Genomic DNA, 22,080 nt, shown 5'->3' on the forward strand with positions numbered 1-22,080 from the left:
TCCTAACGGGCCAGCCAGCCCCCGTCCACGACGAGCACATGCCCGTGGACGTAGTCGCTGGCCCCCGACGCGAGAAAGACGGCGGCCCCCGCGAGGTCGGCGGGACTGCCCCACCGCCCGGCGGGAATGCGTTCCAGAATCTGGCGCGACCGCTCCGGGTCCGCGCGCAGGGCCGAGGTGTTGCCGGTCTCGATGTAGCCCGGCGCGATGGCGTTCACGTTCACCCCGCGGGCCGCCCACTCGTTGGCGAGGGCCTTGGTTAGCCCCGCCACGGCGTGCTTGCTCGCCGCGTACGCGGGCACCCGCACCCCGCCCTGAAAGGAGAGCAGCGAGGCGACGTTGATGATCTTGCCGCGCCCCCGGGCGAGCATGGAGCGCCCCACCGCCTGAGAGAGGTGCCACACCGCGTTCAGGTTCACGTCGAGCACCGCCCGCCAGTCCTCCTCCGGGTACTCCGCGGCGTCCTGGCGGCGGATGATCCCCGCGTTGTTCACGAGGATGTCGATGGGACCCAGGCCCGCCTCGACCTCCGCGACGAGGGGCGCGACCGTTGCCGGGCCGGCGAGATCGGCCTGAACGCTCAGGAACCGCCGCCCGGCCCTCTCGACTCCCGCGCCAGTCGTCTCGGCGGTGCCGCTGTGGACCACGACGGCCACATCCGCGCCCGCCTGAGCCAGCCCCAGCGCGACCGCCTGCCCGATGCCGCCCGCGCCCCCAGTCACCAGGGCCACGCGGCCCTCCAGCGAGAAGGGAGAGGTCACGCGGGCACCTGCCGTTCGGGCGCGGAGGTCAGGTCCACGTCCTCCAGCCGCACGTGGCGGCCCTGCTGTGCGGACTCTGCAACGGCTTCCATCACGTCGAGCACGTGCAGGGCGAGGTCACCGCTCGCGCGGTGGGGCCTCCCCTCACGGATCGCCGCGCACAGGTCCGCCAGCCCCAGGCCCCGCGCGTTGTCGGTCGGCCCGTCTCGCAGCGGCACGTCCTCCCAGGTTTTCGTTCCCGGCTCGTAGCGGCGCAGCGGTCCGCCGAAGGTGTTGGGGTCGGGCAGGACCAGCGTGCCCGCCTCGCCGTGCAGCTCCAGGTGGGGCGAGGCCGAGCGGTGGGCCTCGAAGCTGGTCACCAGGTTTGCCAGGGCACCGCCGGCGAAGCGCAGGGCCACCACGTCGTGCGTGGGCACGGTCACGGGGATGACCTCGCCCCGGCGCGGCTCGCTGCTCACCGTGCGCGTCGGTCGTCCGATGCCGCGCAGGGCCGTCACCTCCGCGACCGGGCCCAGCAGCGTCACCAGCGCGGTCAGGTAGTACGGCCCCATGTCGAGCAGCGGCCCGCCCCCCGGCGCGTAGAAGAAGGCGGGGTTGGGGTGCCACCCCTCGCGGTCCGCCGCCGTGAAAAAGGCGCTGGCGGAGGTGACGCGCCTGATGCTCCCGGCCTCCACGAGCGCGCGGGCCGTCTCCAGCCCCACCCCCAGGAAGGTGTCGGGCGCGCAGCCGACCCGCAGGTCCCGTTCCCGCGCCTCAGCCAGGATGCGCCGCCCGTCTGCCCCATTCGTCGCCAGCGGCTTCTCGCTGTAGACGTGCTTTCCCGCGCGCAGGGCGCTCAAACTGACCTCCGCGTGCGCGTCCGGCGGGGTGAGGTTGAGCACCACATCCACGTCGGGCGCGGCGAGCAGGTCCGGCACGCCCCGGGCGGGGACGCCGAACTCCTCGGCACGGGATCGGGCTGCCGTCTCGTTCTGGTCGGCGCACGCGACCACCGTGAACTCGGGGAAGCGGGCGGCGTTCCGCAGGTACGTCGCGGCGATGTCGCCGCAGCCCACCACGCCGACCCTCAGCGCGCTGCCCACGCCAGCCCCCTCTCGATCAGGTCCTGCGCGGCGGGGCAGGCGTCAAAGGTCGCGTCGTCGTGCCCGACGGAGCAGTAGAAGACCCGGCCCTGCCCGTGCCGCCGGGTCCAGGCGACCGGCATCCGGTGCCCCGCCACCCACGGCGCCCCCTCGCCCGCGAAGGTGGTCGTGGCGATCACCTCGTTGTTGGGGTCGACGTGTAGGTAGTACTGCTCGCTCGTCACCTCGAACTCGGGGAGCCCCTCGGCGAGCGGATGGCCGGGTTCCGGCACCACCGTGTACGTCACCCGGTCGCCGGGATGCGCGACGAACTGCCCGCCCACCATGAACTGATACGCCGTGTCGGCCCGGAAGGCGTCGGCCAGGCCGCCGTGCCAGCCGCCCAGCCCCGCGCCCGCCTCCACCGCCGCGCGCAGGCACCGCGACTGGTCCGGGCTGAGCGTGCCCATCGTCCAGTTCATCACGATCAGGTCGGCCTGACCCAGCAGCGGGGGCTCCTCCAGCGCCGTGAGGTTCTCGCGCACGGCCACCTCGAACCCGCGCCGCCCCAGGGCCGCGGCGAAGCGGGCGGTGGTCCGCTCCGGCTGGTGGCCCTCCCAGCCGCCGGAGAGCATCAGCGCGTGCCTCACACCATCCCCACGGTCTTCTGCACCCAGCCGACCTCCGGGTCGAGCCGCACCCCCTGCGTCCGCCCATCCCCGGCCAGGAACCACAGGTAGTAGCTCTGGTAGCCGGGCGCCGCCGCGTAGGTGTGGTACCCGTGCGGGATGGAGAGCAGCGTGTCGTCCCGGACGGTGTAGGTCGTGTCATACCCCCGTTCCGGCGAGTAGTGCCGCGCCAGCCCGAAGCCCTCGGGGGAGGACACCCGGAAGTAGTACATCTCCTCGTGGAAGACTTCTGGTCCCTCGTTGACCTCGTGCTTGTGGGGCGGGTAGGTGCTCCAGTTGCCGCTGGGGGTGATGGTCTCGCCCACGATGAGTCTGGAAGCCGGCAGGCCGTTGGGCTGGACCAGGATTTCGCGGAACTGGCGGGTGTAGTTCAGCGTCCCCCACTGCCCGGTGTTGACCTGCTCGGGCCTGATCTCGTAGGGCTCGGTGTCGAGGTCGGACGGGGCGGAGGGCAGGGCGGCCTCCAGCCTGCTGAGCGCGGTGACGGTGTAGGTGCTGTTCCTGGGCAGGTAGACCGAGTGCGGCAGGCCCGCGAAGACGTTCGGCCTTCCGCCAACGGACTCGAAGACCCGCCCACTGACCTCCACCCTTGCCTTGCCGGATAGGACGACGAGCAGCACCTCGCGCTCACCAGTCTGGCCCGAATGCGTCTGGCCCGGTGTGAGGTGCAGGCGCTCGAACCCCAGCAGCGCGCAGCCGTGGTCCTGGGGGACGGCGTGCGGGCCGCTGAGGCTATGAAAAAACGTCACGGGGTCTCCTTGCGGTAGCGGGGCAGGCGTTCCAGGGGGGCGGGGACGACGAGGCGCGCGGGGCCCTCGACCACATGGCCGTCGTCCCCCCGCCAGCGCCCGGGCGGAAAGACGACCTCGCGCTCGCGGGCGCCCTTCGTCAGCACCGGCGCGACGAGCAGGTCGTCGCCCAGCAGGAACTGGTCGCCCACCCCGGCGTAGCCCTGGTGGGGGTAGACGTACTCCAGCGAGCGGAGGATGGGCTCCCCGGTGCGGGCGGCGTGGCGGGCGAGCGTCAGGATCTCGTCCGCGTGCCGCACATGCAGCTCGGCCATCTCGCGGCACAGGGCGAGGTGCGCCCCGTCCAGCACCCGCCACGGGGCGGTCGAGAACTGGAGCATGGGGAAGAGGGCCGCCGCCTGCGCGTAGCGCACGAACAGCTCCGCGTCCATCTGGAAGCCCGGCTTGATGAACGTCTCGATGTCGCCGCCGCCCACCATGTCCGCGCAGGTGTAGGGGTGCCCGATCAGCCCCTGCGCCAGCCCGCTGGGGATCAGGCTGGCGAGGCCGAACTCGTCCCAATGTGTGCCTTGTCCTTGAGCCGCTGGGCGAGGGCCTGCCCGCCGAGCTTCCAGCACGCCCGGTACTCGTTGAGGGGAAAGCGCAGCCCCAGCCGCGCCCACGCCTCGCACTGGGCCGCCGGGCCGCCCACCCCCACCATACGGTCGTCCGCCCGGTAGAAGATGGGGTCGCCCGCGTCGAGCTTGAAGCCGTCCACCCCGTAGTCGGCTTGCAGGCGGCCAAGCTGCTCGTTCATCCAGTTCACGGCGCCGGGGTGGGTCAGGTCGAGGACGGCGCTGTACCCGTTCCACCAGCGGCGCAGGGCGACCTGGCCGGAGGCGTCCAGCAGCAGCAGGCCGCGTTTTTCCAGCCAGCGGAACTCCTCGCTGTCGGGGCTCACGAAGGGGCAGACCCACAGCATGACCGGGAAGCCCATCTCCTGAAGCTGGCGCACGAGCGCCGCGGGGTCGGGAAAACGCTTCCGGTCGAAGTCCCAGTGCCCGTAGCCGCGGTGCCAGTTGTCGTCGATCATCAACACGCCGGTGGGGAAGCCGTGGTCCAGGATGCCCCGGGCGTAGGCCAGCACCCCCTCCTGGGTGCCGCCGTACCCGTGTTCGATCCAGGTATTGTACTGCGGGCGGGTAAAGAGCCGCTCGTCGGGGAGCGTCCCGCTGGGCGGGAAGTGGCGCGCCGAGGCGGCGAGGAAAGCGCCCCGCAGCGTCCCGAACCCCTCCTCCAGTCGGGCTTCCCCGCGCAGGCGCAGCCCGGTCCCGTCCACCTCGAAGGCGAAGGGGGCGTCACTCCAGAGGTAGCGGCCCTGGTCCGAGAGCAGCAGGGGAGCGCCCTGGTTGCCGCTCAGGTCGCGGGCGAGGTCGCGGCTCAGGGGCGCGCGGCCGAAGGGCATGTGGAGGCCGTCGTCGTTCAGCCCGCCCCACCAGCCCTCCCCGGGCCGGTGGGGGACGAACAGCGAGGTGCCGGGAAGGTCCTTGGTCGTCAAGGCCGCCTCACTTCTTCGCGTTGTAGCGGTCGAGGGCCTTTTGCATGATCGCGCGGGCGTCGAGCAGGCCCTGGTTCTTCAGGGTCGCCTGGAAGCGGTCGTAGGCGTCCAGGCTCTCGCGCCCGGTGATGTAGCGGGTCGACATCTCCGCCAGGTAGGTCTGGACATCGTTCATGATCGAGGCGAAGCGCGAGGCGTCCTCGGCGGCGGGCGAGATGGGCGGCAGCAGCAGGGCGGTCGAGGCCCGGCGCCAGGTCTTGTTGGCGGCGAGCGCCTCGGGCGAGCGCACCGGCACGCGCGGGTCCTGCACGAAGGGGCCGTCGAAGGAGCCGCGGGCATAGCGGGCGAGGGACTGCGAGAAGGGGAGCTTGTCGTTGTTCCGCACGTCCGCCGTGAACACCGGCTGGCCGTTCTGCATGACGTAGCTCTGCCCCAGGATGCCGAAGTTGAACAGCATCGAGCCGTCCTTGCTGTAGGCGTAGTCGAGCAGCTTGACCGTCTCCCGGATGTTGCGGTTCTTGCTGGAGATCGCCGCGCCCGTGCCGGGGAAGATCTTGTTGGCGTCGGGGTTGGAGTTGTAGCCCACCCGGTCCTTGCCGCTGGGGTAGGCCGCGCCGACCAGCTTGAAGCCGGGCGTCTTGGCGAGGTCGTTCAGGCGCGTGAGGGTCCCGCCCGCGAAGCCCAAGGTCGAGCCCGCCAGGTTGTTGAGCATCTTGGCGTCGAATTGGTTCTGGTTGGCGACCACGTAGTCGGGATCGATCAGCCCCTCGGCGTACCACTTCCGCATGGTGGCGAGGAAGTTCTTGTACTCGGGTTCCAGCGCGTGGTGGGTCACCTTGCCGTCCTTCAGGAAAAAGCCCCCCTGAAGGGCGAAGGCGCCGCCAAAGGCCCCCAGCAGGGCGTCGCTGCCGTTGGCGAAGCTCTGGCCGTTCCACACCCAGGGCAGCTCGTCGGCCTTGCCGTTGCCGTTGGGATCGCGGGTCTTGAACGCCCTCAGCGTCCGGTACCACCCGTCGATGGTGGTGGGCGCGGGCAGGCGCACCTTGGTCAGCCAGTCCTGGCGGATGACCGGGCCGGAGAAGACCCGCAGGCTGGGGTCGACCCGCAGGAACGGGAAGGCGAAGATGTCCCCGTCGGCGGTCGTGATCTCCTTGCGGATCTTGGGGTTCTTGTCCAGCAGCGCCTTGAGGTTGGGGGCGTACTGGTCGACGTAATCGTTCAGGCGGATAATCAGCCCGTCCTTGAGCGCCTTTTCGGGGCCGCCGGGGTAGAAGTTCCAGTTGTACTCGATGATGTCGTTCAGCTCACCCGAGGCCGCCATCAGCGAGAGGGCCTGGGCGGGCGTGTTGCCGGTGTAGGGCACGTGTGTGAACGTTAACTCAATCCCCGTGCGTTTCTGGACCTCCTTGTACGCGCCGATGTCGTCGTAGCTCTTGACCACGGCCGCCGCGTTGGGGCTGATGGGCACCCAGTAGCTGAGCTTGAGCGGCTTGGTGACGATGGGGAGCTTGAGGGGCTCGGGGGCCGCCTGGGCGGCGGTGGCGAGGGCGAGGAGGGCGGCGAGCGTGACCTTGTGGCGCATGTCAGACCTTCTTTCGGGGGAAGTGCGGGGGTGGTGGGGGAGGGGAGGGGGGCCTAAGCGCGTTCATTCCTTGACGCCGCCGATCATCACCCCCTTGACGAAGTAGCGTTGCAGGAAGGGGTAGAGGAACAGGATCGGCAGCGTGGCCGCGATGATGGTGGCGTACTTGATGGTGGCGGCGATGGACTCGCGGTCGTCGGCCTGCCCGGTCATCATGTCCGAGGTCTGGTTGGCAACCAGGATCTCCTGCAACACCATCTGGAGGGGATACAGGCTGCGGTCCTTGAGGTAGATCAGCGCGCTGAAGTAGGAGTTCCAGTGGCCGACCGCGTAGAACAGCGCGATCACGGCGATGGTGGGCAGCGTGAGCGGCAGGTACACGTGCCGCAGGATGGTGAGGTCCGAGGCCCCGTCGATGCGCGCGGCCTCCTCCAGCTCGCGCGGCACGTCCTCGAAGGCGGTTTTCAGGATCAGCAGGTTCCACGCGCTGATGGCGGTGGGCAGGATCAAGGCCCAGCGGGTGTCGAGCAGCCCCAGGTCCTTGACGAGCAGGAAGGTGGGGATCAGCCCGCCCGAGAAGAACATGCTGGCGATGATCAGCAGCAGCACCGGCTTGGCGACCCGCAGGCCGGGCCGGGTGAGGGCGTAGGCCCCCAGGCAGGTGAGCAGGACGTTCAGGGCCGTGCCGACCACCACGTAGAAGAGGGTGTTGAGGTAGCCGCTGCGGATCAGCGGGTTGTCCCACACCGCGCGGTAGGCGTCGGTGGAAAAGCCCAGCGGCCACAGCAGCAGGCCCTCGTGCGCGGCGAGCCGGGCGGGGTCGCTCAGGGACGCGACGACCACGTAGTAGAAGGGGTAGAAGGTGACGATCACCAGGGCGAGCAGCAGCAGCACGTTGAAGGTGTCGAAGACCTTTTCCCCGGTACTCTTGCGCAGCCCCGGACGGAGGGTCCGGCGGGCGGGGGCGGCGGGCGCTAGGATTCGCTCGCTGGGAACGCTCACCACAGCCCCCTTCCGGTGAAGCGGCGCGAGAGTCGGTTCGCCAGCAGCAGGAGGACCAGGCTCACGACGGCATTCACCAGGCCCACCGCCGCCCCGTAGGAGTAGTTCGCCTCCAGCAGGCCGCGCCGGTACACGGTGGTCGAGATCACGTCCGCGGTCTCGTAGACGGACGGGTTGTACAGCAGGATGATCTTCTCGAAGCCCACGGTCGTCATCTGGCCCAGCCGCAGGATGAGCAGCGTCATCACGATGGGCACCAGGCCCGGCAGGGTCACGTGGAGCATCTGCTGCCAGCGGTTGGCCCCGTCCACCTTGGCGGCCTCATAGAGCGTGGGGTTGATCGAGAGCAGCGCGGCGAGGTAGATGATCGAGCCCCAGCCCACCGACTGCCAGATGCCCGAGCCGACGTACAGGCTGCGGAAGTACGCCGGGTCCCCGAAAAAGCCGATCCGCTCCCCGCCGAAGGCGGCGATGATATCGTTAACAACACCGCTGCGCGCGAACACGTCCAGGGTCAGCCCGGCCACCACCACGACGGAGATGAAGTGCGGCAGGTAGGTGATCGTCTGCACGAAGCGCTTGAAGCGCTCGCTGGTGACCTCGTTGAGCAGCAGGGCCAGGATGATGGGCGCGGGGAAGCCGAAGACCAGGTCCCACACGTTGATCATCAGCGTGTTGACGACCACGCGCTGGAAGTAGAAGGAGTGGAAGAAGTCCTGGAACCACTGGAAACCGACCCAGGGGCTGTCCCAGATGCCGCGCAGCGGGGCGTAGTCCTTGAAGGCGATCTGGAGCCCGTACAGCGGCCCGTACTCGAACACCGCGAAGTACGCCACCACCGGCAGCAGCATCAGGTACACCCACTTGTGCCGGGCGAAGTCGCGCCGCAGCCGGGTCAGGAGTGGGGGCCTGGCCCCCGTTCTCAGGGGGAGTTTACTCGCAGCCATACGCTTGCACCTCCAGGGCCGCGCTCCACGCGGGTCGGGCGGACGGGGGAAGACGGAAAGAACGTGGCGGCCTGAACAGGAAGGAGGGCGGCGCGGTCCCGGGACTCACCGCGAGGCTCCCGGCGGCGCGGTGGAGGCGCGGACGATCAGGGTGCTGGGCAATTCGCGCACGGTGCCGGGTTCGGCCCGCCCGGCCAGCAGGTCGAGGAGGAGCTTGGCCGCCTCCACGCCCAGATCGTGAAAGGGGTGGCGAACCGTGGTCAGCGCGGGGTGCATCTGCGCGCTGGCGGGCACGTCGTCGAAGCCGACCACCGACACGTCGTCCGGCACCCGCAGCCCGGCGTCCTTGACCGCGTCGATGGCGCCGTAGGCGCTGTAGTCGTTCGCCGCGAAGACGGCGGTGGGGGGATTTGGCCCCTCCAGCAGTTCGCGCGTGACCTCAAAGGCGCGCCGCTGAAGGAAGTTGGCGTGGACCACGCGCTCAGGCAAGCCGGCCTCCCGCATCACGTCGCTGTAGGCGCGCTGGCGCTCGGTACTCTGGCCCGAGAGCGGGTCACCACTGAGAAAGGCGATGCGGCGGTGGCCCAGCCCGACCAGATGCTCGGCGGCGGCCCGCGCCCCGAAGTAGTTGTCCCCGCGCACGGCGGACAGCCGCTTGCCCTCGGCGTAGTGGTTGATCAGCACCACCGGGACGGCGCTGGACTCCAGCGAGCACAGGTAGGCGTCGTCCGAGCGGGGCAGCGCGATGATCAACCCGTCGGCCAGCCCGCCGCGCACCATCGCCACCCGCTCGCGCTCGCGCCCGGGATTGGAGCGGGTGGTGTACAGCAAGACATCCAGCCCACTCTCGCTGGCCGCCTCGCTCGCCCCGTTCGCCATCTCCGCGAACATGGGCGCGAGGTCATGCACGATCAGCCCCAGCACCCCGGTTCGCCCGCCCTTGAGCCGCCGGGCCGAGGCGTTGGGCACATAGCCCAGCCGGGCCGCCGCCTCCTGCACGCGGCGCTGGGTGTCCCGGGCAATGCGGCCACTGTCGTTCAGCGCCCGCGAGGCCGTCATGACCGACACCTGGGCCGCCTGGGCCACGTCATGCAGGGTGATTGTCGTACCACTCGAATCTGGCATAGGCACCTGCTTGCGTTAAGGTTAACGCAAGATACGCGCGAGGATGGGCGGGAGGGCTGGTTTGATTGCTAACGTTAACGCAAGCGTACTCCCGCGTCAGGGGTGTGTCAAGGCTGGGGGAGAGACCAGCCTGCTTTTGCACCGGGTCGTTGGGCGGCGGGGAGTGCCGGGCGGGTCCTGCCTCCGGTGGGCGGTCCTGTTGCCCGGGCGGTCTGAGGGCTCGTCCCGGGATAGAGGGTGTTGCGCCAGCCGGGCCGCGCGCGGGCAGAGGTGGCAATTCCTCCCGGTCCAACCCCTGGTTTGACTTTACTAAAAGCTTTAGTTAAAGTCTTTGTCAAAACAGGAGTGTTCTATGGGTCAGCGAGAACTGGCCGGGCCGATGGCTCAACGGCCCGGTCGCCCGTCCAGCAGCCGGAACGCCGTTTTGCAAGCCCTCAAAACCTCTGGGGAACTGACCGTGGAGGAGCTCGTGCGCCGCACCGGCATCAGCCAGCCGACCGTCCTCAAGGCGCTCGGCGCCCTGCAACAGGACGGGTTGATCGAGCGCTCGGGGCAGGGCGAGTCCACTGGGGGCCGCCCCCCCGCCCTGTATCGGTACAACCCCCGGGCCGGGACGGTCCTGGGGCTGGAGGTCGAGCTGCCCGTCGTCCGGGCGGTTCTCACCGACCTGGCGGGCGATGTCCTGGCGGCCTGGCACTGGACCCTCGACCTCGGCCTGGAGGCGCCGCGGTTGCTGGAGGAGTGGCTGGCCGGAGTTCAGGCCTTCGTGACGGGTCAGGTCGCGGGCCGGGCACCCCTGCAAACCTGCGGGCTGGCCGTGACCGGCTTTATCGACCAGGGGCGGGGGGTGTGGCTCAGCACGCCGCGGGTGCCGACGCTGCGCGACTGGCCGGTGGAGCGGCACCTGCACGCCGCGCTGGGCGTCCCCGTCCACCTCCTGCACCAGATCGACGCCCTGACCCTGGCCGAGGCGGGCCGTCAGCCGGGCCAGAGTGAACAGCCCTTCCTGTATTTCGATGTGGCCCAGGGCATCGGGCTGCGGCTGATGCGCGCGGGCGTGCCCCTGACCGGGATGTTCGGGAACGCGGGATTGATCGGCCACACCACCGTCGTGCCGGACGGGCTGCCCTGCGTGTGCGGCAACCGCGGCTGCCTGGAGATGTACGCCTCGGCCCGGGCCTTCCGCCGCCTGCTGGACGAACTCCGCGACCTGCACCCCGGGGCCGCCCTCAACCACCTCGGCCGCCCCGCCGAACTCGCCGACGCCCTGCATCTCGCGGGGAGTGGCGACCCGCATGCGCGGGGGCTGGTCGAACACCTCGTCCGCTTCCTGGGCATCGGCGTCGCCAACGCGGTGAACGTCTTCGAGGTCACCAACGTCGTCCTGGGGGGCTTCGTCTCGGGCGGCGGGGAGGAGTTCCGGCGGCACCTGCTGCACGAGGCCCGCACCCGGCTGCAACCCATCCTGGGCCGCGAACTCCACCTCGTCCTCTCCACCGCCGACCGCGACACCGCCGCGCCGCTGGGCGCCGCCCGGCACGCCCTGCACCACATGGCCCCGCCCACCCCCGCCTAGCACGCGCGGCAGCCCCGCGAGGAGACCCGATGAACCGTTCCCGCACCCGCTTCGCCGTTCCCGCCCTGCTCACCGGCCTGACCCTCGCGCTTTCCGGCGGCGGCGCGCAGGGGAGCGGGCAGACGGTCACCATCCTGATCAACGACTCCCCCTGGTTTCCGGGCTTCAGGGCCATCGCCGAGCAGTACCAGAAGGAGACCGGCAACCGGGTCAACCTGAACGTGACCCCCTTCGCCGGGATGCTGCAAAAAACCCAGAACGCCGTCACCGCGAGGGAGAGCGAGTTCGACCTCGTCAACCTCAACGAGCAGTGGTACATGCGCTTCTACGCGGACGGGCAGATCACGCCCCTGAGGAAGATTGACCCGAACTTCAAACTCGACCCGCAGATCATCGAGTACGACTACGCCACCCGCTGGGACGCCCGCCTGGGGAACTCCACCAGGAACGGCGAGATCCTGGGTCTCCCCATCAACGGGAACATCCAGCTCCTGTACTACCGCAAGGACCTGTTCGACAAGGCGGGCCTGGCGGCCCCGAAAACCTGGGCGGACGTGGAAAAGGCCGCGAGGGCGTCGGCCTGGGCAGCACCGTCATCGTCACGTTCGTCGGGGTGCTGGGCGCCTACAGCCTCACCCGCTTCCGCTGGCCCCCGGCGGTGCGCGGCGGCCTCACCTGGTGGCTGCTGCTGCTCAACCTGATCCCGCCCGTGGTGTTTGCCGGACCCTTCTACGTCATCGCCCGCAGGCTGGGGCTGTACGACACCCTGATCGCCGTCGCGGTCGCGCACGCGGTGATCAACCTGCCACTCGCCGTGTTCATCCTGCAGAGCTTCTTCGCGGACGTTCCCCGGGAGCTGGAGGAGGCCGCCGCCATCGACGGCTGCTCGCGGCTGCACACGCTCACCCGGGTCGTCCTGCCGATCACCCGCCCGGGCGTCGCGGCGGCGGCCCTCCTCGCGTTCATCTTCAGTTGGAAGGACTTCCTGCTGGCCCTCACCCTGACGAGCACCCCGAGGAGCGCCACCATCCCCATCGGCATCGCCGCCTTCGCGCAGGAGTACAGCATCCGCTACGGCGAGATGGCCGCCGCCGCGACGGTGGCGACGATCCCCGCCGTGATCCTCGTGATCTTCGCGCAGAAACACATCGTGCGGGGCCTGACGCTCGGCGCCGTCAAAGGCTGAACGCGCCCCCCCACCCAACGGAGACCCCTTGATGCCCCCCCGCCCCAACATCCTCCTGATCAACTGCCACGACCTCGGTACCTTCCTGGGCTGCTACGGCATCCCGACCGTCCACACACCCCACATCGACGCGCTGGCGGCGGACGGCGTGAGGTTTGGGCGGATGTTCTGCGTCGCGCCGCAGTGCAGCCCGTCGCGGGCCGCGCTGTTCACCGGACGCTACCCGCACACCAACGGCGTGATGGGCCTGACGCACGCCAACTTCGCCTGGGACCTGCACGCCGGGGAGCGGCACCTCGCGGGGCTTTTACGAGAGGCCGGGTACCACACCGCGCTCGTCGGCGTTCACCACGAACTCCGGCACGAGACCATGGAGCAGGTCGCGCGGCGCTGCGGCTTCGACGAGGCGGTGGGCGAGGCCGCGAACGACGACGCGCCCGGGGACGTGATGACCGGGCGGGCGCTGGAGGTCCTGCGGCGCCGGGCAGGCCAGGACCAACCGTTCTACCTCCAGCTCGGGTACTACGAGCCGCACCGCCTCACCCCGAAAATCCGAGAGGAACGCGACTACCTCGGCTTCATCGGCGACTACATCGAACCCGACGACTCCCTGGGCCTGTCCATCCCGCCGTACCTGAGCGACACGCCGGGCGCGCGGGCGGAGACGGCGGAGCTTCAGGGGGCCGTGCGGTACCTGGACGCCTGCGTTGGCCGGGTGCTGAGGGAACTGCGGGCCCTGGGGCTGGAGGAGAACACCCTGATCCTCTTCACCACCGACCACGGGCTGTCCTTTCCCCGCGCGAAGGGCTCGCTGTACGACCCCGGGCTGGAGATCGCGTTCATCGTCCGCTATCCGGCGCGCGGCTGGACCGGGGGGCGCGTGCAGGGGGAGCTGCTCTCCAACGTCGATGTCGTGCCGACCCTGCTGGAGGCGCTGGACCTCCCCGCGCCCCCGAATGTACAGGGCCGGAGCTTCCTCCCCGTGCTGGACGGGGAAGCCTCCCCGCCGCGCCCCGAGGTGTTCTCGGAGATCACCTTCCACGACTACTACGATCCCCGGCGGGCCGTCCGCACCGAGCGGTTCAAGCTCATCGTGAACTTCAGCGCCGCGCCCGCGTTCATGAACACCTCGCAGTCGTGGCGGCCACGGGTCGACACCGAGGACCCGAAGTACCCCATGCTCGCCTACCACCCCCTGACCGAACTCTACGACCTGACCGCCGACCCGCTGGAGCGAGAGAACCTGGCCGACCGGCCCGAGTACCGGGAGGTTCACCGAGCCCTGCTCGCCCGGCTCTTCGGGTGGATGAGGGAGACGCGGGACCCCCTGCTGGACGGGGCCGTGACCTCGCCCCTGCACTGGCGCGCGGTGGAGGCGCTGCGTGAGGCGGAGGGCGGGGAGGTCCGGGTGCCCTTCACTGTGGAACACGGCTGAGGGCCACAGCGTCTCCTGGCGTCGGCGTTCCCCGAACCCGAGCGAGGCGAGTGCCGTGTCCCTGACCCTTCCCGCAGCCATCCTCCGCGAAAGGTCTCTCCTGCCCGTCACCCGGCCACGCGCGATGCGGCGGACGGGCTCATCTACCTCGCTCCCAGGCCGGGCGCCTGTACCCTGCGGGAAGGGTGAAGCCCTGACCTCCACCAGCGACCCATTCCCACCCCGCCCGTCTGACGAGGCCCACGCATGACGCCCACCCACCCCACCCCTCCACCCGGGGACGCCATGCTGTGGATTCCCGGCGGCGCCTTCCAGATGGGCTCCGACCACCACTACCCCGAGGAGCGCCCGGCCCACCGCGTTCACGTGGACGGCTTCTGGATGGACCCTCACCCCGTCACGAACGCCCAGTTCCGCCGGTTCGCCGGGGAGACCGGATACGTGACGCTGGCCGAGCGCGCCCCGGAGCCCGCGGACTTTCCGGGCGTCCCGCCGGAGGCCCTGGTGCCCGGCTCCCTGGTGTTCCGGCCCCCGCCCGGCCCGGTGGGGCTGCACGACTACGCCGCGTGGTGGGCCTACGTGCCCGGCGCGTGCTGGCGTCATCCCGAGGGTCCGGGCAGCACGCTCGCGGGCCGGGACGAGCATCCCGCCGTGCATGTCGCCCTCGAGGACGCCGCCGCCTACGCCGCCTGGGCGGGCAAGGACCTGCCGACCGAGGCCGAGTGGGAGTTCGCCGCCCGGGGGGGACTGGACGGCGCCACCTTCGCCTGGGGCGACGAGGAACGCCCCGGGGGCCGCCTGCTGGCGAACACCTGGCAGGGGAGGTTTCCCTGGGAGAACCTCGCCACGGACGGGTACGAGCGGACCTCCCCGGTCGGGGCGTTTCCCCCGGGTGGGTACGGGCTGCTCGACATGATCGGCAACGTGTGGGAGTGGACCCGCGATCACTTCGGCGGGCACGCGGAGCGGGCGGCCCGCCCGTGCTGCCTGCCGCGCAACCCGCGGGTGGACCTCTCCGCCGGCGGCGGGCGAGCGCGGCGGGTGATCAAGGGCGGCTCGCACCTCTGCGCCCCGAACTACTGCTCCCGCTACCGCCCGGCGGCGCGGCAGGGGCAGGAGGCCGACTCGTCCACGTCGCACCTCGGGTTTCGCTGCGTCGTGCGCCCGGGCCTCTGAGAGGCCGCGAGGGTCGGGCCGGGGTGTGGGGAGCTGATGTGGGCGACCTCGGCAAAGGGCGGGGGACCAACGGGGATCATCTTTCCGTTTGGTCGCGTTGCCGGAGCGGGGCGTGCGGGTGGTGGTCGTGACCAGGGCTTGCTACCTTTGGAAACGGTCAAAGGCAAAGGCGGTGACGCGCAGTGAACACAGGCACCGCCGTGGCCCTGTTAGCGACGCACACCATCCCGGAACTTTAACGAACGCATGGCCATGTTGTACAACGCCTGACCTTGTTTCTCGAAACCTGGGTACGCCGTGACAGAAACATACAGGGATGCCCCATCGTTATACCCATACTTCTGGAACTCCCAGTACGTGCCAGCCGTTTCCAACCAACCCGGAGTCGTAATGACCTTCGACCACGCCCAACCCGAGACTCCTGGAAACGTCGCCGCACGTAAGGGCATGAACTTTGCTTTCGGGTAGTTTTTCCGTTCGATGGCATACGTTTGCGCAGCCCACGTCGCCGTGCGTTGCTCATCACTACCACTAACCCCGAGTTCCTTCGCTTTTGCTCGGCTCAATGGTTCCACGTATTTGATCGTGATGCCGTAATTCGGATCAGTCGACGCATCACCGAACGAAATACTGATGATCTGACCAAATCGAATCCCGTACTTCGCAGACTCCGCGTCCATGGCCAGGTGGCCGGGCACGCTCAACGTAAACGGCAACTCAGCCAGGTCAATCACCTTCGGGTTGACTTGAGCAGACGCGAGTGAGTTCAGCAGCAGGCAGACGAAGACCACAGGGCGCATCACGACCCATTCTACGGAAGCAACTCCCGCATCCGGGCGAACTTGGAGCGTACCTGCCCTGACGATCCGTCAAGACACGGTTTAAAGCAGGGGGGGGCTCCCCAGGACGCGGGCGACGAGTGGAGCAGCACGTTCTGAAGCTGATCGAGCCGAAGCACGGACGCCGTGCAGTATTCGTGTTTCCTGCATCTCACTGGCCGCCGAGCAGCCGAGACCTGGCCAGCCACGCAACCCCACATGAACGCAACGGAGGCGCAGGGCAGTGGTGTGGGGACACGTTCAGGCCGCGTCAGTCCTGTGTCTCCCAAGTCGCCCCCGCGTTTCAGGGCGGCGTGCAGATTCTCGGCTTGCCACCGCCTTGCCTACCGCCTCAGGTGCGGCGGGAGCTGGCCGCGACGTCGCCGCCGCCGCCGGGGTGTACGCTGAAGGAATCATGAATGCCCTGCCGTGGCACTACGAGCTGCTCGGCACCGCCCGGCTCCTGGGGCCGGACGGCCAGCGGCTGCACCCGGAACGCAAGACCGCCGCCCTGCTCGCCTGGCTCGCGCTGGAGGGCCCCACCCGCCGCGCCCGCCTGACCGCCCTGCTGTGGCCCGAAACCCGCGAGGCGAGTGCCCGCAACAACCTCGTGCAAATGCTGCGCAAGCTGCGCGCCGCCACGGGCACGGACCTCGTGGAGGGCGGGGAGCTGCTGTGCCTCGCGCCGGGGCTGCGGGTGGACGCCCTGGAGGCCCGGGACGCCCTGACCCGGGGGCAGTACGCGGACCTCGCCTCCCCCGGCGGGGACGTGCTGGAGGGACTGAACTACGACGACTGCCCCGACCTGGACGACTGGCTGCTCGCCGAGCGGGGGCGCTGGGCCGAGTGGCGGGCGGGGGCGGCGCGCGAGGAGGCCGCCCGGCTGGAGCGCGAGGGTGATTACGACGGGGCGGTGGCCCGGACCAAGGACCTGCTCGACCTCGACCCCGTCTCCGAGGATGCCTGGCGCCGCCTCATGCGGCTGCACTACCTGCGCGGTGACCGCGCCGCCGCCCTGGACGCCTACCGCCGCTGTGAGGCCCTGCTGCGGCGCGAGTTCGGCGTCGAGCCGCTGCCCGAGACGGCGGCGCTGCTGCGCGACATCGAGCGGGGCCGGGTTCCCGTGCCCCCGAGAACGGGCGGGGGGAGCATCCCGCTCGCGGCCCTGCGCCCGCCGCACCTCGTGGGCCGCGACCGGGAATGGGCGCGGATGGAGGAGGCCTGGCAAGCGGGCCAGGTCATCTTCCTGAGCGGCGAGCCGGGGTCGGGCAAGACCCGCCTCGCGCGCGACTTCGCGGCGAGCAAGGGCGAGGTGCTGCTGCTGGAGGGCCGTCCCGGCGACATGGGGCAACCCTTCGCCACGGCGGCCCGCAACCTGCGCGCCGGGCTCGCCCGCTGCCCGGGCGCGGTGCTGGAGCCCTGGGAGCGGCGCGAACTCTCGCGCATCCTGCCCGAACTCGCCGAGCCCGGCGCACAGGTGCCGCCGCTTCAGGACGAGGCCGACACCCTGCGCTTCAAGCAGGCGACCCTCCACCTCGTGCGGGCCACGAGCGAGGGCCTGGCCGCCTTCGTGACCGACGACATCCAGTATTTCGACCCGGCCTCGCACGACTTCGGCGCCTTCATGATGTCGGCGGCGTTCCCGCTGGGGCAGCCGGGGGGCTTGCCGCACTTCATCGACACATACCGACGGGGCGAACTCCCGCCGGACCTGGAGGCGGCCATCCAGAACCTGGTGGACGCGGGCGTGGCGGTGGTGATCGAATTGCACCCGCTGGGGGAGGCCGACCTGGACGCCCTGATGGACGACCTGGGGGTGCCGCACGAGCCGGAGCTGCGGGCGGGGCTGCGCCGTTACGCGGGGGGTAATCCCCTGTTCCTGCTCGAAACCGTCCGGCACCTGATCGAGACGGGCGGGCTGGAGCAGGGGTTGCCCGCGCGCCTGCCGCCCCCCGGTCGGGTGGGGCCGCTCCTCGCCCGGCGGCTGGAGCGCCTCTCCGGCCCCGCCCTCCAGGCCGCCCGAGCGGCGGCGGTGCTGCAAAGCGACTTCGACCTCGAACTCGTGGCGGAGGTCCTCAAGGCCCCCATCCTGGACGCGGTGGCCGCCTGGGAGGAGCTGGAGGCGGCGCAGATCGTGCGCGAGAACCGCTTCTCTCACGACCTCGTGTACGAGGCGGTGCGGGCGGGCACGCCGGGCGCGGTGCGCCAGTTGCTCCACCGGGGGGCGGCGCGGGCACTGGCGGGGCGGGAGGGGAACGCGGCGCGCGTGGGCGGGCACTGGCTGGAGGGCGGCGACTTCCGCCAGGCGGTGCCGTGGCTCCTCAAGGCCGCGCGGGCGGCGCAGGGCACCCTGCGGTTGCTGGAGGCCGCCGACTTCTACCGCCAGGCGGCGGACGCGGCGAGGCGGGCGGACGATCCCCACGCCGCCTTTGGCGCCCTGCAAGCCCGCGCGGAGACCCTGGGCCACCTCGACGACCGCGCCGCCCGGCAGGAGGCGCTGGACGAGCTGTTTGCCGTGGCCCGCACCCCGCTGGAGCGCGCCCGCGCCTGGCAGCTCCAGTCCGAACTGCACCTCGCCTCCCAGGAGGGGGCGCAGACGGAGGCGGCGGCCCGGCGGGGGCTGGAGGCGCTGGCGGAGACCTTCACCGAGACGCCCGCCGTCACCGAGCAGCGCGCGAACCTGGAGGCGAGCGTGGGGAGCGCCCTGTGGCTCCAGGGACGCATGACCGAGGCCGCGGAGGCGCTGCGGCGGGCCGTCGCCGCCTTGGAGGGGCTGGGGGAGTCGCAGAGCCTGGCGGCCAACCTGAGCAACCTGGGGGCGGTTCTCGACCACCTGGAGCGGCACCGCGAGGCCACCGCGCTGCACCGCCGCGCCTGCGACCTGTTCGAGCGCGGCGGCCACCTCTCCGACCTCGCGGCCACGCTGTATAACCTCTCGGTGAACCTCCTCGACCAGGGGGACGCGCGGGGGTCGCTCGCCGCCGCACAGCGCGCGCACGAGATCGAGTCGCGCATGGACGGCGATTCCAGCGGCGCCGCCGTGGGGCACGCCAACATCGGGCAGGCTTACGCGAGCCTGGGGCAGTACGACCTCGCCCTGCGCGAGTTCGCCCGGGCGCGGGAGGCGACCCGGGAGGGCTCCTGGCACGCCGGATACTTCCCCACCCTGGCCGCCGAGGTGTGGCTGACGCTGGGGCAATCCGAGCGGGCCGCGAATGATCTGGCCCTCGCCCAGGGCTGGCCCGGCGTGCCGGGACCGTACCGTTCGCGCACGCTGGTGGCGCTGGGAATGCTCGCGCTGCGCCGGGGTGAGGACCCGTCCGAGTGGTTCGCCGACGCCGAGGAGGCCCTGGGCGCCGCGCCCCGCCCGCTGTCGCAGGCTAGGGTCTGGCTCGCCAGCGCCCTCGCCGCCCCGCCCGAGGAGGCCCTGGCGCTCGCCCGGGGGGCGGGCACCCTGGCCCGCGCGAACGACCTGGGCGGCCTGGAGATTGCCGCCGCCACGCGCTCGGCCCAGGCCCTGCTCGCCCTGCGCCGCCCCGCCGAGGCCCTGGGGTGCGCCCGGGAGGCCGAGCGGCTCCTGCGGACGCTCGAACCCGCCTTTCTCACGCGCGGCGAGGCACTCTTCACCCTGGGCCGCGCCCTGGAGGCCGCCGGGGAAGACGGCGCCCCCGCTTTCGCCCTGGCCCGGGAGTGGGTGCGGGCGACCGCCGAGCGGCACGTGCCTCCCGAGTTCCGGGCGCGCTTTCTCGAAGGCCAATTTGCCGGACACGCCCTGTCGTAGGCCGGCGTGCCAGGAATTGTCCTGAGGGCTCACCTTGGGGAGTGCTTGCCCCATTGGAAACGGGGGAGGGGTCTCACCGCAACTCCGGTGTGGGGCTCCGTCTCCGGTCGTTGCCCTTTGCCCCGCCCGGTCGGACTGCCTTCCTGACCCTCGCGCCCATCTGAACGCCCGGCCCGCCTGATCCCGTCACCGGCGAAAAGCCCTCTTTCCCTGACCGGCCCCTGACCTGGCCTCCCTCACCCTGGCGGTGGAAGGAGACGTGAGGTTCAGGGGCGGTGTCCATTCGCGGGCTACAGGCAGGCGGCTTCCAAGGACCGGAGGCTGCCGGACGATCACAAGGAGCACGACATGACGAATTCTCAGCTCACCCTCTCCTCTCGGGCGCTGGTCTCGCTGATCGGCGGGTTGACCGGCGGCTACCCCAACCCGGACGACCCCGAGCCGGTCGGGCCGTGGGGGCCGGTGATCCGGCAGGCCCTGGACCGTGTCCGGCTGGCCGCGCTCAATCCCCAGCCGCTGCCCCCGCGGCTCGCCGTCGCGCGGGAACTCGGGGAGGCGCTGGTGAGCCAAGTGGTGTCCCTCCAGGCGCTCGCCGAGGCCCTGCCCGGCGAGGCCCGGGGGAGTGTCCAGGGTTACGCGAGCGGCCTGATCTCCCGCTTTATCGACGACTGCGGGAACGGGCGCATCGTGATCAAGATTCCGGGGCACGGCCCCTGGCCCCCCAACCCCGACGAGCCCAAACCCATCGGCCCGGAGGAACTCGCCCTGATCGGCGCGGGGCTGGCGAGTGCGGCGGCGCTCCACCCCGACTTTGAGGCCGCCGGAGCCCGGCTGATGGAACTAGGCCTGAGCCAGATGTGAGCGGGCCTGCCGTTCCTGCTGCGGTTCACCCCCAAGGAGCCGAGATGACCACTTCTCCCCTGATGACCCCCGAAGAACTGCTCGCCCACTTCGAGCGCGGCGGCGTGACCACCCTCGAACAGTTCGCCCGGCAGGCCGCCCCCACCCTGACCCCCACTCAGGTGCGGGCCGTGCGGCGGGCCGGACAGCCGGAACCGGCCGCCACCCCCACCACCCCTGAAATGCTCCGGCGAGCCTTGTTGGAGGAGGGACCACCCCCGACCGAGCAGGCCCCGGTGCCCCGCCCCTTCCGTCTGGAGGGCACCTTGTACGGCCCGGGGGACGTGACCCGCTTTGGCGGGCAGCCCCTCCACTTCTACCTGGATACTGCCTTGCTGGAGACGGGCCACCTCAAGGCCTTCCCCTCGAAGGCGGCGCTGCGCCGTCACCTGCGGGAGACCGGGCAACTGCCGGAGGACCTGACGGCCGCCCTGGAACGCGGGGGCGTGGTGCCCCTCCACCACGTCGCAGGTCGCCCAGCCGAGTTTTTCGAACACATCGATTTCGGTGGCGAGAGGATCACGCTCGATCCCCGGCACGCCTTCGACGACCTCACGCAGCGCACGATGAAAGTTACGGGGTTCCTGTTCTTCTCGTGGGACCGGGTGTCGTGGAACGACGAGATCTCGTCGCTCCGCACGGGCGACGAGGCGATCACCTGCTTCGAGCACATCCACTTCGGGGGCCGCTCCTTCACGGTGGGCCGCAATACCAGCGTGCCGTGGGTCGGCGACTTCTGGAACGACCGCATTTCCTCCGCCATCGGGCTGTTCTGAGGCCGAGACGGACTCTCAGAAAGGAGCAGGACGTGAACAGAGCATCCCGCCGCGGGCTCCTCCTCCTGGGCCTCGCCGCCCTGACCGCCCTCCCCGCCTCCGCCCAGGGGGACCTCCTCAAGCAGTGGGCGAGCGCGGTCGTCACCCGCAGCTCCGAGTACGGCAGCTCCAGTTGGAGTGCGAAACAGGCCCTGGGCGAACCCAACACCATGACCTACGGGGACCGTGACACGGCCTGGGCACCCGCGAGCAGGAACGGCCTGGAGCAGTCCATCACCGTCGCCTTCGCCAAACCCGTCTACGCGACGGCGGTGCTCGTGCGGCAGACGTTCGGCAACGGCTTTGTCCGCCGGATCTTCGCCATCGATCCCGGGGGCACCCCCCACCTCGTCTGGTCGGGCAAGGACACCACCCAGCCCGGCTACACGGTGAACTTCATCGCCACCTTTCCCAAGACGAGCTACCTGGTGCGGGCCGTCAAGGTGGTGATTGACCCGAACCACGACCCGGACGCCTACGAGGAAATCGACGCGATTGCCCTGCACGGCTACCCGCAGTGACGGCCCTCCCCGGGGAAAGGAAGGGGCGCCCGTGCCCGAGGACCCGAGAGTGGCCTACCGCCTCTGCCCCCGCTGCCTGCGCGCGGTGCCGGTGCAGTCGGGCGAGCGGTACTGCGTGAATGACGGGACGCGGTTGCTGGAGCATTGTCCCGCGTGTGGGGCGGGCATCACCTCCCCCTACAGCCGCTACTGCGCGGGGTGCGGGCAGGCCCTCGCCGCACAGGACGGGAAGGAAGGCCCGTCGCCACGACTTCAGCGAGGTGAGACATGAGAAGGAGAACACTGGCCCGGGACCTCCTGGTCCTCGCGCTGCTCGTGGGCCTGCTGACAGCCTGCGGCGGGGGCGGCTCGACTGCGGCGGGCGGCACCTGGGACGGCAGCACCTGGGACGGGGCGACCTGGCAGTGAGGGGGACAACC

Annotated in this window: 22 protein-coding genes; 11 read left to right on the forward strand and 11 right to left on the reverse strand. The window is 70.6% G+C overall.

From position 1 onward, the window contains the following. Window positions 1–2 precede the first annotated feature (2 nt). The 10 genes from kduD to DAERI_RS11065 form a co-directional block, all read right to left on the reverse strand. Window positions 3–761 carry a 2-dehydro-3-deoxy-D-gluconate 5-dehydrogenase KduD gene (gene kduD, locus DAERI_RS11025; protein ID WP_103129484.1) on the reverse strand — a complete coding sequence of 253 codons (759 nt, stop codon included), beginning with the start codon at window positions 759–761 and terminating at the stop codon, window positions 3–5. Next, window positions 758–1,843 (reverse strand): Gfo/Idh/MocA family protein, encoded by a 1,086-nt coding sequence (locus tag DAERI_RS11030; protein WP_103129485.1) that lies wholly within the window; start codon window positions 1,841–1,843, stop codon window positions 758–760. Before DAERI_RS11030 ends, kduD begins: the two co-directional genes overlap by 4 nt. Beyond that, complete coding sequence (locus DAERI_RS11035; protein WP_103129486.1) at window positions 1,828–2,472, reverse strand: ThuA domain-containing protein; 645 nt, start codon at window positions 2,470–2,472, stop codon at window positions 1,828–1,830. The genes DAERI_RS11030 and DAERI_RS11035 overlap by 16 nt, the downstream gene beginning before the upstream one ends. Next, window positions 2,469–3,260 (reverse strand): 5-deoxy-glucuronate isomerase, encoded by a 792-nt coding sequence (gene iolB / locus DAERI_RS11040; RefSeq protein WP_103129487.1) that lies wholly within the window; start codon window positions 3,258–3,260, stop codon window positions 2,469–2,471. The genes DAERI_RS11035 and iolB overlap by 4 nt, the downstream gene beginning before the upstream one ends. Continuing rightward, complete coding sequence (locus DAERI_RS22575) at window positions 3,257–3,877, reverse strand: glycoside hydrolase family 31 family protein (protein WP_201262734.1); 621 nt, start codon at window positions 3,875–3,877, stop codon at window positions 3,257–3,259. The genes iolB and DAERI_RS22575 overlap by 4 nt, the downstream gene beginning before the upstream one ends. Continuing rightward, window positions 3,793–4,797, reverse strand: coding sequence for a glycoside hydrolase family 31 protein (locus DAERI_RS22580; protein WP_201262735.1), 1,005 nt, complete (start codon window positions 4,795–4,797; stop codon window positions 3,793–3,795). The genes DAERI_RS22575 and DAERI_RS22580 overlap by 85 nt, the downstream gene beginning before the upstream one ends. A gap of 7 nt (window positions 4,798–4,804) precedes the next feature. Continuing rightward, window positions 4,805–6,379 carry a type 2 periplasmic-binding domain-containing protein gene (locus DAERI_RS11050; protein WP_103129488.1) on the reverse strand — a complete coding sequence of 525 codons (1,575 nt, stop codon included), beginning with the start codon at window positions 6,377–6,379 and terminating at the stop codon, window positions 4,805–4,807. Between the two features lie 63 nt (window positions 6,380–6,442). Next, window positions 6,443–7,381: a carbohydrate ABC transporter permease gene (locus DAERI_RS11055; RefSeq protein WP_201262736.1), complete on the reverse strand. Its 939-nt coding sequence runs from the start codon at window positions 7,379–7,381 to the stop codon at window positions 6,443–6,445. Next, window positions 7,378–8,328 carry an ABC transporter permease gene (locus tag DAERI_RS11060; RefSeq protein ID WP_103129489.1) on the reverse strand — a complete coding sequence of 317 codons (951 nt, stop codon included), beginning with the start codon at window positions 8,326–8,328 and terminating at the stop codon, window positions 7,378–7,380. The genes DAERI_RS11055 and DAERI_RS11060 overlap by 4 nt, the downstream gene beginning before the upstream one ends. 105 nt (window positions 8,329–8,433) lie before the next feature. After that, window positions 8,434–9,453, reverse strand: coding sequence for a LacI family DNA-binding transcriptional regulator (locus DAERI_RS11065; protein WP_103129490.1), 1,020 nt, complete (start codon window positions 9,451–9,453; stop codon window positions 8,434–8,436). 352 nt (window positions 9,454–9,805) lie between these two features. On the opposite strand from DAERI_RS11065, the gene DAERI_RS11070 reads away from it, so the two are divergent. The 5 genes from DAERI_RS11070 (at window position 9,806) to DAERI_RS11090 (ending at window position 14,826) form a co-directional block, all read left to right on the forward strand. Next, window positions 9,806–11,029, forward strand: a complete 1,224-nt coding sequence (locus tag DAERI_RS11070; RefSeq protein ID WP_235610345.1) for an ROK family transcriptional regulator — start codon at window positions 9,806–9,808, stop codon at window positions 11,027–11,029. A gap of 29 nt (window positions 11,030–11,058) precedes the next feature. Continuing rightward, window positions 11,059–11,730, forward strand: a complete 672-nt coding sequence (locus tag DAERI_RS11075) for an ABC transporter substrate-binding protein (RefSeq protein WP_235610346.1) — start codon at window positions 11,059–11,061, stop codon at window positions 11,728–11,730. Beyond that, window positions 11,643–12,215, forward strand: coding sequence for a carbohydrate ABC transporter permease (locus DAERI_RS11080; protein ID WP_235610347.1), 573 nt, complete (start codon window positions 11,643–11,645; stop codon window positions 12,213–12,215). Before DAERI_RS11075 ends, DAERI_RS11080 begins: the two co-directional genes overlap by 88 nt. Before the next feature lie 31 nt (window positions 12,216–12,246). Next, on the forward strand, window positions 12,247–13,650 hold the full coding sequence (locus DAERI_RS11085) for a sulfatase family protein (protein WP_103129492.1): 1,404 nt from the start codon (window positions 12,247–12,249) through the stop codon (window positions 13,648–13,650). A gap of 246 nt (window positions 13,651–13,896) precedes the next feature. Then, window positions 13,897–14,826 carry a formylglycine-generating enzyme family protein gene (locus tag DAERI_RS11090; protein ID WP_235610348.1) on the forward strand — a complete coding sequence of 310 codons (930 nt, stop codon included), beginning with the start codon at window positions 13,897–13,899 and terminating at the stop codon, window positions 14,824–14,826. Window positions 14,827–15,035: 209 nt separating this feature from the next. Here the strand turns inward: DAERI_RS11090 and DAERI_RS22015 are convergent, their stop codons facing one another. Further along, on the reverse strand, window positions 15,036–15,629 hold the full coding sequence (locus DAERI_RS22015) for a hypothetical protein (RefSeq protein WP_133162019.1): 594 nt from the start codon (window positions 15,627–15,629) through the stop codon (window positions 15,036–15,038). A 430-nt stretch (window positions 15,630–16,059) separates the two neighbouring features. Between DAERI_RS22015 and DAERI_RS23090 the strand changes: the two genes are divergently transcribed. The 6 genes from DAERI_RS23090 to DAERI_RS22420 all read left to right on the forward strand — a co-directional run bounded on the left by DAERI_RS23090 (window position 16,060) and on the right by DAERI_RS22420 (window position 22,069). Then, the gene (locus tag DAERI_RS23090; protein WP_103129494.1) at window positions 16,060–19,425 is read left to right on the forward strand and encodes an ATP-binding protein; all 3,366 of its coding nucleotides are present in this window, start codon (window positions 16,060–16,062) and stop codon (window positions 19,423–19,425) included. 348 nt (window positions 19,426–19,773) lie between these two features. After that, window positions 19,774–20,286, forward strand: a complete 513-nt coding sequence (locus DAERI_RS11100) for a hypothetical protein (protein WP_103129495.1) — start codon at window positions 19,774–19,776, stop codon at window positions 20,284–20,286. Between the two features lie 44 nt (window positions 20,287–20,330). Continuing rightward, window positions 20,331–21,101, forward strand: coding sequence for a beta/gamma crystallin family protein (locus DAERI_RS11105; protein WP_103129496.1), 771 nt, complete (start codon window positions 20,331–20,333; stop codon window positions 21,099–21,101). A 32-nt stretch (window positions 21,102–21,133) separates the two neighbouring features. Then, window positions 21,134–21,661, forward strand: coding sequence for a hypothetical protein (locus DAERI_RS11110; protein ID WP_103129497.1), 528 nt, complete (start codon window positions 21,134–21,136; stop codon window positions 21,659–21,661). Between the two features lie 31 nt (window positions 21,662–21,692). After that, a complete protein-coding gene (locus DAERI_RS21795; RefSeq protein WP_165794168.1) occupies window positions 21,693–21,932 on the forward strand; it encodes a zinc ribbon domain-containing protein in 240 nt (79 codons plus the stop codon). Continuing rightward, on the forward strand, window positions 21,929–22,069 hold the full coding sequence (locus DAERI_RS22420) for a hypothetical protein (protein WP_165794169.1): 141 nt from the start codon (window positions 21,929–21,931) through the stop codon (window positions 22,067–22,069). The genes DAERI_RS21795 and DAERI_RS22420 overlap by 4 nt, the downstream gene beginning before the upstream one ends. Window positions 22,070–22,080 lie beyond the last annotated feature (11 nt).

The organism is Deinococcus aerius, from assembly GCF_002897375.1.
GTDB classification, from domain to species: Bacteria; Deinococcota; Deinococci; order Deinococcales; family Deinococcaceae; genus Deinococcus; species Deinococcus aerius.

Excerpts from the sequence above, each read along its gene's own strand:
- DAERI_RS11050 (WP_103129488.1), bottom strand. The coding sequence starts at position 6,379 with ATGCGCCACAAGGTCACGCTCGCCGCCCTCCTCGCCCTCGCCACCGCC.
- DAERI_RS11060 (WP_103129489.1), bottom strand. The coding sequence starts at position 8,328 with ATGGCTGCGAGTAAACTCCCCCTGAGAACGGGGGCCAGGCCCCCACTC.
- DAERI_RS11065 (WP_103129490.1), bottom strand. The coding sequence starts at position 9,453 with ATGCCAGATTCGAGTGGTACGACAATCACCCTGCATGACGTGGCCCAG.
- DAERI_RS11070 (WP_235610345.1), top strand. The coding sequence starts at position 9,806 with ATGGGTCAGCGAGAACTGGCCGGGCCGATGGCTCAACGGCCCGGTCGC.
- DAERI_RS11075 (WP_235610346.1), top strand. The coding sequence starts at position 11,059 with ATGAACCGTTCCCGCACCCGCTTCGCCGTTCCCGCCCTGCTCACCGGC.
- DAERI_RS11085 (WP_103129492.1), top strand. The coding sequence starts at position 12,247 with ATGCCCCCCCGCCCCAACATCCTCCTGATCAACTGCCACGACCTCGGT.
- DAERI_RS11090 (WP_235610348.1), top strand. The coding sequence starts at position 13,897 with ATGACGCCCACCCACCCCACCCCTCCACCCGGGGACGCCATGCTGTGG.
- DAERI_RS23090 (WP_103129494.1), top strand. The coding sequence starts at position 16,060 with ATGAATGCCCTGCCGTGGCACTACGAGCTGCTCGGCACCGCCCGGCTC.
- DAERI_RS11100 (WP_103129495.1), top strand. The coding sequence starts at position 19,774 with ATGACGAATTCTCAGCTCACCCTCTCCTCTCGGGCGCTGGTCTCGCTG.
- DAERI_RS11105 (WP_103129496.1), top strand. The coding sequence starts at position 20,331 with ATGACCACTTCTCCCCTGATGACCCCCGAAGAACTGCTCGCCCACTTC.
- DAERI_RS22420 (WP_165794169.1), top strand. The coding sequence starts at position 21,929 with ATGAGAAGGAGAACACTGGCCCGGGACCTCCTGGTCCTCGCGCTGCTC.